Source organism: Nostoc sp. (assembly GCF_036917395.1).
Taxonomy (GTDB): Bacteria; Cyanobacteriota; Cyanobacteriia; order Cyanobacteriales; family Nostocaceae; genus Nostoc.
This window is the reverse complement of sequence record NZ_JBALDI010000088.1, coordinates 20,028-28,998: the sequence shown is the minus strand read 5'-3', so window position 1 is coordinate 28,998 and position 8,971 is coordinate 20,028. Positions and strand designations below refer to the sequence as shown.

The following is an 8,971-nucleotide window of genomic DNA, read 5'->3' as shown; positions in this document are numbered from 1 at the left end:
CTTTTTCTTTAATATATATGTGCTTTTCACGTTCTGGAATCGATTCGTCGCACTTAAACAACTTCATTGGCATGGCTGATTGCTCCTTGTGCAATAAGCTGATCAGAAGATAAATTCTTCTATATCTTTGGTTTGATCAAGAAACTTGTTTGACTTCCTTGATTTCAAAATCCTATCAACCTTTTGAATTAATAATAGTCAATCTAGTAACAATCAAAGAAAAAAACATTGAACTAATAAACATAAAACAGTTATAAATAGACAGTTCTGTCTAAATTATAAGCAATTAAATATCTTATTTATATAAAAGTTTTACTAAGTTGAATAGACAGACTATTCTAACTAAAAAAAATGGACAAGTGATTGAGTTTTTATCTTGATTCTGGACGTTTCACTTGGAGAAATCAGCGATATTTGCTCAACTTGAAACAACAGAATAACGCAATTATTGGCTTTTCATCTCTCTAGCTGATGACTAATTGTAACCACGAATACTCTTTGTAAATTAATTGATCAGCGCAAGTAATTTGGCCAGATGTATGATATTCTTGATTTATAGGGAATCTAAATCGCTAAAGCACAAAGGATCTCCAAGCACTTGCGCTCTAGTGAAAAAGCCAAATCCCATAAGTTAACCAATGATTTGATGAACTGATGGTCTTGCTCCACAAGTTTCTGGAGGATTGTGAAAGTACTTGATCGGTAGCAGTTCCGGAGTTCGGGGGGACTTTGGTCTGCTTGCAGTTCATCAATCACTTTTGGGATAAATCCTTTATTCTTTACAGATAGTTTTTTCTTAAGTCCTTAAAAAGAATCGAAGCTTTGGGGAATGAAAGAATAGAATAAGCAATTGATAACAGTGTTTACGATCTAAGCAACTGGATAAAACAAACTTAATTCAACATCCATATGGATGAAACACCCTGGTCTTTAAAATGAATCAAAGAATGGTTAAGGGTGTTTTCCAATTTTAAATTCTTGTTAATTTATCATGGTGATACACATTATTGTATAGAGTTGAAAACTACGTTGAAAATTAAGGTATAACAGTGTAATTATTTCTGATAATTACAGTTTATATAATGGCTATGACGTAAAAGCTTAACAAAAGTGTGAAATATTTGACACGTTTACAGCCTAACTTAAAAAACCTAGTTAAGCTTCAGGTTTAAACAATCCTGAAATTGGAAAAATATTTGTCAGTATTATTGATGAAGTATTTGAAAATTACACGTTATTCAAGGATGTGATCTAAATGACTAAACCAAAAACACCCCGTAAATCTGTTCATGATCGCATCCTAAATACAGCATCAGGCTTGTTTTATCGAGAAGGAATTCGCAACGTCGGTATTGACAGAATCATTGCGGAATCTGGCGTTGCTAAAATGTCGCTCTACAATCATTTCAAGTCAAAAGATGCATTGATTGAAGCATGGCTGCAACAACAGGATGTACAATGGTGCCAATGGCTCAAAACCACGATTGAGGAACAAGCTTCTAACCCATCTCAACAACTACTGGCAATATTTGATGCCCTGCGGGAATGGTTTGAGAGTCCAGATTTCCGAGGTTGTGCATTCATTAATGCTTCAGTAGAACTAGCCAATGCTGACCATCCTGGACATCGAGTAGCGTTAGAGCATCAACAATCGATTTACAGCTACATCAAGAGCCTTGCTCAATCTGCAGAAGTTTCATCACCGGAACAGTTAGCTAGGCAACTACTTCTCCTCGTGCAAGGTGCGATCGTGGTTGCGATGATGGAAGGAAGTTGGTCAACCGCTTCACAGGCGAAAAAAGTCGCGGCAACACTAATCCAGACTGCATCAAAATCCGGCGTTACCGAAACAGTTTTGAGTGCTGAGTAAAAAAGCAATAATCGCACAGGCTAAACGCCCCGCTATCCATGTATAGCACTCCTGAAATGAAGTCTATTATATGATTTAATGTAAAAAATCACACTGCAACTAAGTTCGGAGCAATCAGGGATGAGAATTCATTACTTACAACATGTGCCATTTGAAGGACTTGCTAGTATTGAACACTGGTTGACAAAGAAAGATCATATTCTCTCCGCAACTAAGTTTTATAACGGTGACAGTTTACCATCTGTTAATAGTCTAGATTGGGTGATAGTAATGGGCGGGCCGATGAATGTCTATGAGGATGATAAGTATCCTTGGTTGATTTGGGAAAAACATTTTATTGAAGAAGCAATCAAAAAGAATAAAATAGTTATTGGCATTTGTCTTGGTTCGCAGCTAATCGCTGATGTTTTAGGTTCCAAGGTTTACAAAGGTCAGGAAAAAGAAATAGGTTGGTATCCGATTCAAGTGACAACAGAAGCACAGAATTCTGCTGTTTTTGCTTCATTCCCTGCGTTTTTAACTGTGTTTCATTGGCATGGTGATACTTTTAACTTACCACCGGGTGCTGTACGACTAGCCTCTAGTGAAGTATGTGCAAATCAAGCTTTCATTTATGGAGATAGAGTACTAGGTTTACAATTTCACCTAGAATCAACTCAAGACAGCGTTCTGCAAATTATTGACAATTGCGCCTCGGAATTAGTTAGAGGTAAATATATTCAAAAACCCGAAGAAATGCTTGCACGGGATGATGATTTAAGTAATATAAATACTGCCATGTGTAAAATTTTAGATTATTTTGCTAATTTGACTGACTAAATTCTTATTTATACCGCTATTTCTAGTATAAAACCGTCTATTGTTCTAAACAAAATGTGCATTTTTAGGGTTGAATGCCAGTTTAATTATTTCATGGGGATATACATTGCTGAATATATGATTACGAGGCACTCTGGCAATTAAAGTTTGTTCTCCTACCTTCACCCAAATACTACAAATCCCAATACCATTTAAAACCCGTTCTACTAGCCCTTCAATAATTACCAAACACAGTTTGTGTCGCATTGAAGAACTTGCATCGTAAAGATTGAAAGTATCGCCAGATAAACAACATCTAGTAATTGGCTTAGTGATTTCCCCAGGATATAAAAACTCTATCCCGTTTGCAAGTTTGATAAAACTTCCACGGCTACTCCGTTCTACATGGCACGGAATAATATTATCTATCCCTACGAGTCGGGCAAGTTGCTCGTTAGCTGGTCGGCGGATGATAGTTTCCAAGTTGTCATCCTGGACAATACAACCATCAAATAAAGCGATCGCTCGATCAGCAAAATGCAGTATATCTGTAAAATTATGACTGACTAATATGACTGCTGATCCCCTCGCTTGCGCCCATTGTCTAATTTTATCAATCATCTGGGGACGTATGCCCACATCTAAAGAGGCAGAAGGCTCATCCAAAAGCAGCAATTCGGAATCAGCAACTAAACCGCAGGCAATACAAACTCGTTTTGCTTCACCACCGGACAGAGAACGAGCTGACTGATTTGCCAGGTGTTCACAGCCAAAAGTTGTAAGTGCAGTATGTACCCTTTGCTTAATCTTGTGTGTTGGTGTTCCGCGAAACTTTAATACCTTGGCAACATTATTAAAAACAGTGTCATCCAGTAGTAATGTTTCCTGAAATACCAAAGCCGAACGACGACGCAACAATGTTTTATTGGTATTGCGGACATCCTCTCCAAATAATTGCATCTCACCACGGTAAGGTTGCAAGAGATTGATTGTTCTTAACAAAGTGCTTTTACCAGCGCCGTTGGGGCCAAGCACAGCTACCAGTTCTCCTGGACGGACTGCAAAATTTTCAATTGACAGGATATTTTTACGTGTTTTGCTATCGACGCTCACCTGTCGCATATTCAGGGCATACTCGTTAGTACTCATAGAATTTTCTTGTCATGCTGTAGGATAGTCAGCAACACGATAACGGTGTATGTAATGATCAGAAGAATGTATGCGATCGCCATCGCAACATCGTAATTTCCTTTCCCTACTTCCAAAACGATCGCTGTAGTCAGGACTCTTGTCTGCCCCTTAATATTGCCGCCCACCATCATGGATGCACCAACTTCCGAGATGACGCGACCAAAACCAGCCATGATTGCAGCCATTAACCCTAACCGTGCTTCTTTAATTAGCAACAAGTTTGCTTGCCACTGTGTCGCCCCCATTGATAACAGTCGCCAGCGTAGTTTCGGATTAATACTGATAATTGCCGCAAAACTGAAGCCAGCGACAATTGGAAAAGCAATGATGACTTCGGCTATGATCATAGCTGTGGGCGTGTACATCAAATCCAGATTTCCTAACGGGCCAGACCGCCACAAAAACAGACTAACGAATAAACCGACTACCACAGGTGGCAATCCCATACCGAAGTTAATCAAACTAGTCAGAGTCTGCTTGCCGACGAAATCCACTAATGCTAGCCATAGTCCTAATGGTAGTCCCAGTAAAACGCTAATGGCTGTAGCTGTTCCAGATACGAACAATGTCATCGTCATGACTTGGAAAACGTCACTATCGCCACTAGTTAATAGCTCAAAAGCTTTGAAAGCTCCTTCGATGATTGTATTCACAAATACAAATCTCTTACAAAACTGAAAAATAATGGTAAATATGCAGTAGAGCAACCCTTGATGATCTGATGCTCAAGTTTCTCTAAAAGCCGTAATCTTTTTCCGTTTTACCGCCATCAACATAAAATAGCGGTTGTTTGAACTCTTTTTTCCCGTGGGCTGCAATCAGTGTCTGTCCTTCAGGAGATAAGACATAATTAATAAACGCTTTAGCTCCTGCACTATTCACCCTGGGGAATTTCTGAGAATTTACTTCCATGACATGGTAGAGATTTAACAGTTTCTTATCTCCTTGCACCAGTATTGGCAAAGACAGATTTTTCTTTTGAAATATATAGGTTGCTCGATCTGCTAAGGTATATCCCAGTTTTTGATTAGCGACTTGCAAAGTTTGCGCCATTCCTGAACCTGTTTGCTGATACCAACTGCCAGAGGGTGTGACTTTTGCTTGTTGCCATAAATCTTTTTCTAGTTTGTTAGTACCTGAGTCATCACCCCGCGATACAAACAATGCTTGATTTTTGGCAATCAGGGAGAATGCTTCCACAGCATTCTTTTTCCCTCGGATCTTTGCCTTATCAGCATCTGGGCCGACAATCACAAAGTCATTGTGCATTACCAAGTGCCGATTAATCACCGCACCACCTGACAAAACTTTGCGTTCAGCTTTAGGTGAGTTGACGAATAGCGCATCAACCTCACCTTTCTCAGCCAGAGCCAAAGCTTGTCCAGTGCCGACTGCAACCTTTTTCAGTGTATATCCTGTTTTCTTTTCAATCGCTGGAACTAAATCATCTAGTAGTCCACTGTCCTCAATGCTGGTTGTCATCGCTACAATCACATTTTTATTCGTTGGGGACTGTGCAATAGCTGGGTTTTGCTTGACCAGCATATCACTAGCTTCAGCACTCAAAATCGCCAAGCAACATGCCAAAAATGCAATGAAAATTCTCCGAATCATAGAACCTCTAGAAATATATGATTTACGCATTGACAGAGTAATAAGCTGTTATACAAAAGCACATTGAGACAGCACAAAAGCGATGCTTACGGCAACCCTAAGAGGGAACGCAATTTTTTCTTCAACGTTGAAAGCTATACCTGCGGCTTGTTCGCCATCTTGTAAGGTCGTATTGTTAATCTGAATGGGATGGTTGTTTATAATGAAGTAATGATTCATGACTCTAAATATTTGCTACAACTTCCCCGGTATTGCTGATGTCATAACCGCCGAGAATTTGTAATTGCGATCGCACTAGCTGATGTCCCAAGATATTGATAAACTGCTGTACTGGTGCTTTTTCCAAGTATTCCTTGAGAATAACTAAGTCGTATCGCGCACTATGAAGGGGAATAAATCCCAACCCAAAGGTCGCAGCTATAGATGCCGTACTGATACCTGCATCAACGATTCCTGAGACTACAGATAAGGCAACATCTTGATGATTGTGAACGATATGGTCAAATCTTTTCACAACCTCAAATGGTACTCCTTCTTCTTGGAGTTTCCGTTCTAAAAGCATCCGATTGCCAGAACCCACCTCATGGGTGACAACAGTTGCTCCAAATTCTACTAAGTCGGAAACTGTTTTAACTCCCATTGGGTTTCCTGGTGGAACTAACAATCCCTCTTCCCAAACTCCAAGGGTAATCAAAACGGCACTCTTACCTGTTAAGGCTTCCCGCACAAAGGGGATGTTATGTTCCCCAGTGTCAGCATCGTATAAGTGCATCCCTGCAATGTGAACTTCGCCTCGGCATAAACTACGCAATGCAGCCTTGCTATGAGCGAAACGATAATGAACTCGTAGTTTTGGATGCCAGCGTTCAGTTGCTTTTGCTAAGAGTGAAAGCACAGGTGTACAACCAGCAATCACAACTGTGTTGTGCAATTTATCCATATCATCCAGAACCCGAACCAGAACTTTATTTGTACCTATCTGGCTCTGTGCTTCACCCTCCGGGTGAGGCTCGTTTCTCGCTACCGTTGAAGGTAATGGCAGTTTGCTTATGCTGGGGAACCCGTCCACCCCTACAGGTGATGCTCCTACGCCGCTATCGCCACTCCCTACAATAGGGTGGCTCACTGCAACTACCTCACCATCAGATGGAATCATTTCGATGCGAAAAGCATCTCTGCCTAATAAAGGATAAGCTATCCATCGATCCCCAATCCGCGCTAGACTAACTTGCGATCGCTGTAGGTTAGGGATCGAACCGGCAAGAATCGCCTCAATTTGGGGCAAATCCTCCTCTGTTAGCCAGAATAAGTCCTCAACTTGGCAACCAAGTGCCTTAGCTAAACGCAAGGAAATAGTAACAGAAGGCGCACATTGTCCCGTTTCCACAGCACCAATACTCTGACGGGTTACGCCAGCTATATTAGCTAATTCTTGCTGACTCATGCCCAGACGATTCCTAATTGCCTTCAGGTTATTGTAAATATTCATATCCTGCTTTATGAGGCTGTATCTCTCCGTTACAAAAAGCCGTAGCGGACACATTTAATCTGACTTGAAAAAGGCCAGTGCGCCCTTGCGGTTTACCGACTTTTAGCAACTGGTGTATGTAGGGGAAAGTCGATTTTCATGACTGACTGTGAAATTTTTCATGATTGACTGGCTAAGTAATAGCAAGGTCTTATATTTGTACTTTTTGTATTTGAATTTTGAAAAAACTCAGTACACCTTTATTCTTTCTTCCTCGTTCCCTATTTCTATGAGTGATTTACCGAATCAAATTTGATTGCTATAGCGTGTGCCTTTTCTGCTGAAAGTTCCATTAATGCTTTTGTAATTTTGCATACATCTTGTCAAAACATTTGCCAGATTTTTGTTTTTGCAGGAAGTCAAGTAATTTCTATACTTTTTGTTAGTTTATTACTGTTTTTTATCCCTTTGTAGCAAGCATATCATACACATGTCCAAAATAATTGCTAGAGTAATAAAAAGTTTCCCCTAGGATTTTTTTATGAAAAGTGTATTTATAGCTACAGAATTTTTCCTGATTTTGGAAGATGAACGATTTTAAGCTTAAATATTTACGTGCAACGTACCTGTGTCCATATGTTAACCATCAGATTTTTATTAGCGATGGCTTTGCCCGTCGCAGGCATCGCTAATAAAAATTGATTGCTGATGTGTTCCATCGGAATAATAATTTGTAGTTATTATCTTAAATATGGTTATGTACCGATGCCGGGGCACAACGCTTGCAACTTTGAGGCAAGTGCATAATTCACACTTGGATTCAGCAATGCCCAGACAAAATTCTTATGCGAATGATGAATTTAAGATATCCTTGTTTATGGTTTTCGGATAAACTAATTGGCACATGCTACAGACTAAGTACCTGGTTGTAGGTAAAGGACACATTGGTTTAGCAACAGCTGCCTATTTGAGTAATCAAGGACATACTGTTTACCTTTTCTCTCGCCGTTCTTCCATTGTTGCCCAGACAAGAACCATTCACTCAATTGGATCAGTTTCTCCGGGAAGTTATCTAGTTGCAGCTTGTTCCAATAACATTTATGAGTTGGCGGCACTCAATGATGGGAAACTACCACTCAACGTGCTGATCTGTTGTCGTGGTCAAGACATCGAACCCTACGCCAGAATTTTAGCTGAATATATCAATCCTCAAATGAACATTCTGGTTTTCTGTTCTAGCCGCTTTGCAGGTCGGGTTTTTTGTAAGGTACTCCAGGGACTGGGAATAGCTAAGGAACAATTGCCTGCTGTGGCTGATGTCAACAATATTCCGTTCGTCAGTCGCGGTAATATGGAGGATCAAATCAGGATTAGCACACTTACCAACAAATTCTTTGTGGCGGCTCAGAACCGAATCATGACAAGTCGGATTGTGAGCGCTTACCAAGCTGTATTTAGTAATTTATGGGCTGCTGCTTCGGTTTTAGAAATTAATCTGAATAAAGTTAATGACATTATTCACCTTCCTCTACTTCTGGTTTCATTAGCTAGATGGGAATCTGGTGAGGATTACAACCTCTATCATAATCTTGGTTCCCGTACTGTTGGACTCATTGACCACCTGGATAGCGATCGCATAGCAGTGGGTGAAGCATTGGGAGTCCTCAACTTAATTGATATCAAAAGCCACTATCAAATCGCATATGGAACCACCGGATCATCCCTTCATGAACATATGCAGCAGGTTGGAGCCTACTCCAGTACGACGCTGTGTAACCCTCATCACCGCTATTTGGTTGAGGATCTGCCTTATGGCTGTTTTCCCCTACAAGTTTTAGCTCGCCTAGCTGGAGTAGAAACACCATTTCTGGACAGTTGCATCACAATAGGAAATAAGTTCCTTGACATACCTTTAAAGTGGAATGCTGAGTTTTTGGAATTTGATGGGCATCAGCTCAGTCAAGAACTTTAGTGGTATTACCATCTTTGAACTGCTCTTCTATTCACCGGAGTTTAATTCGATTGAGGTT

Annotated in this window: 7 protein-coding genes; 3 read left to right on the top strand and 4 right to left on the bottom strand. The window is 40.2% G+C overall.

Annotation, left to right across the window (positions count from 1 at the left end; all coding sequences use genetic code 11):
- The first annotated feature begins 1,255 nt into the window (after positions 1-1,255).
- Together V7K46_RS31785 and V7K46_RS31780 are read left to right on the top strand one after the other, a co-directional pair.
- On the top strand, positions 1,256-1,870 hold the full coding sequence (locus tag V7K46_RS31785; protein ID WP_335120425.1) for a TetR/AcrR family transcriptional regulator: 615 nt from the start codon (positions 1,256-1,258) through the stop codon (positions 1,868-1,870).
- A 120-nt stretch (positions 1,871-1,990) separates the two neighbouring features.
- Positions 1,991-2,689, top strand: a complete 699-nt coding sequence (locus V7K46_RS31780) for a type 1 glutamine amidotransferase (RefSeq protein ID WP_335120423.1) — start codon at positions 1,991-1,993, stop codon at positions 2,687-2,689.
- Between the two features lie 45 nt (positions 2,690-2,734).
- Here V7K46_RS31780 and V7K46_RS31775 read toward each other — a convergent pair whose 3' ends face one another.
- The 4 genes from V7K46_RS31775 to V7K46_RS31760 all read right to left on the bottom strand — a co-directional run bounded on the left by V7K46_RS31775 (position 2,735) and on the right by V7K46_RS31760 (position 6,962).
- Positions 2,735-3,817, bottom strand: a complete 1,083-nt coding sequence (locus tag V7K46_RS31775) for an energy-coupling factor ABC transporter ATP-binding protein (protein WP_335120421.1) — start codon at positions 3,815-3,817, stop codon at positions 2,735-2,737.
- Positions 3,814-4,512, bottom strand: a complete 699-nt coding sequence (locus V7K46_RS31770; RefSeq protein WP_335120419.1) for an ABC transporter permease — start codon at positions 4,510-4,512, stop codon at positions 3,814-3,816. The genes V7K46_RS31775 and V7K46_RS31770 overlap by 4 nt, the downstream gene beginning before the upstream one ends.
- Before the next feature lie 82 nt (positions 4,513-4,594).
- Positions 4,595-5,473 carry a substrate-binding domain-containing protein gene (locus V7K46_RS31765; protein ID WP_335120416.1) on the bottom strand — a complete coding sequence of 293 codons (879 nt, stop codon included), beginning with the start codon at positions 5,471-5,473 and terminating at the stop codon, positions 4,595-4,597.
- A 223-nt stretch (positions 5,474-5,696) separates the two neighbouring features.
- Positions 5,697-6,962, bottom strand: a complete 1,266-nt coding sequence (locus tag V7K46_RS31760) for a substrate-binding domain-containing protein (protein ID WP_335120414.1) — start codon at positions 6,960-6,962, stop codon at positions 5,697-5,699.
- Positions 6,963-7,845: 883 nt separating this feature from the next.
- Between V7K46_RS31760 and V7K46_RS31755 the strand changes: the two genes are divergently transcribed.
- Positions 7,846-8,913: an NAD/NADP octopine/nopaline dehydrogenase family protein gene (locus tag V7K46_RS31755; protein ID WP_335120412.1), complete on the top strand. Its 1,068-nt coding sequence runs from the start codon at positions 7,846-7,848 to the stop codon at positions 8,911-8,913.
- The last annotated feature ends 58 nt before the right edge of the window (positions 8,914-8,971 follow it).

Bases quoted from the DNA above. Each gene is read 5' to 3' on its own strand.
- V7K46_RS31780 (WP_335120423.1), top strand. From the start codon at position 1,991: ATGAGAATTCATTACTTACAACATGTGCCATTTGAAGGACTTGCTAGT.
- V7K46_RS31760 (WP_335120414.1), bottom strand. From the start codon at position 6,962: ATGAATATTTACAATAACCTGAAGGCAATTAGGAATCGTCTGGGCATG.
- V7K46_RS31785 (WP_335120425.1), top strand. From the start codon at position 1,256: ATGACTAAACCAAAAACACCCCGTAAATCTGTTCATGATCGCATCCTA.
- V7K46_RS31775 (WP_335120421.1), bottom strand. From the start codon at position 3,817: ATGAGTACTAACGAGTATGCCCTGAATATGCGACAGGTGAGCGTCGAT.
- V7K46_RS31755 (WP_335120412.1), top strand. From the start codon at position 7,846: ATGCTACAGACTAAGTACCTGGTTGTAGGTAAAGGACACATTGGTTTA.
- V7K46_RS31765 (WP_335120416.1), bottom strand. From the start codon at position 5,473: ATGATTCGGAGAATTTTCATTGCATTTTTGGCATGTTGCTTGGCGATT.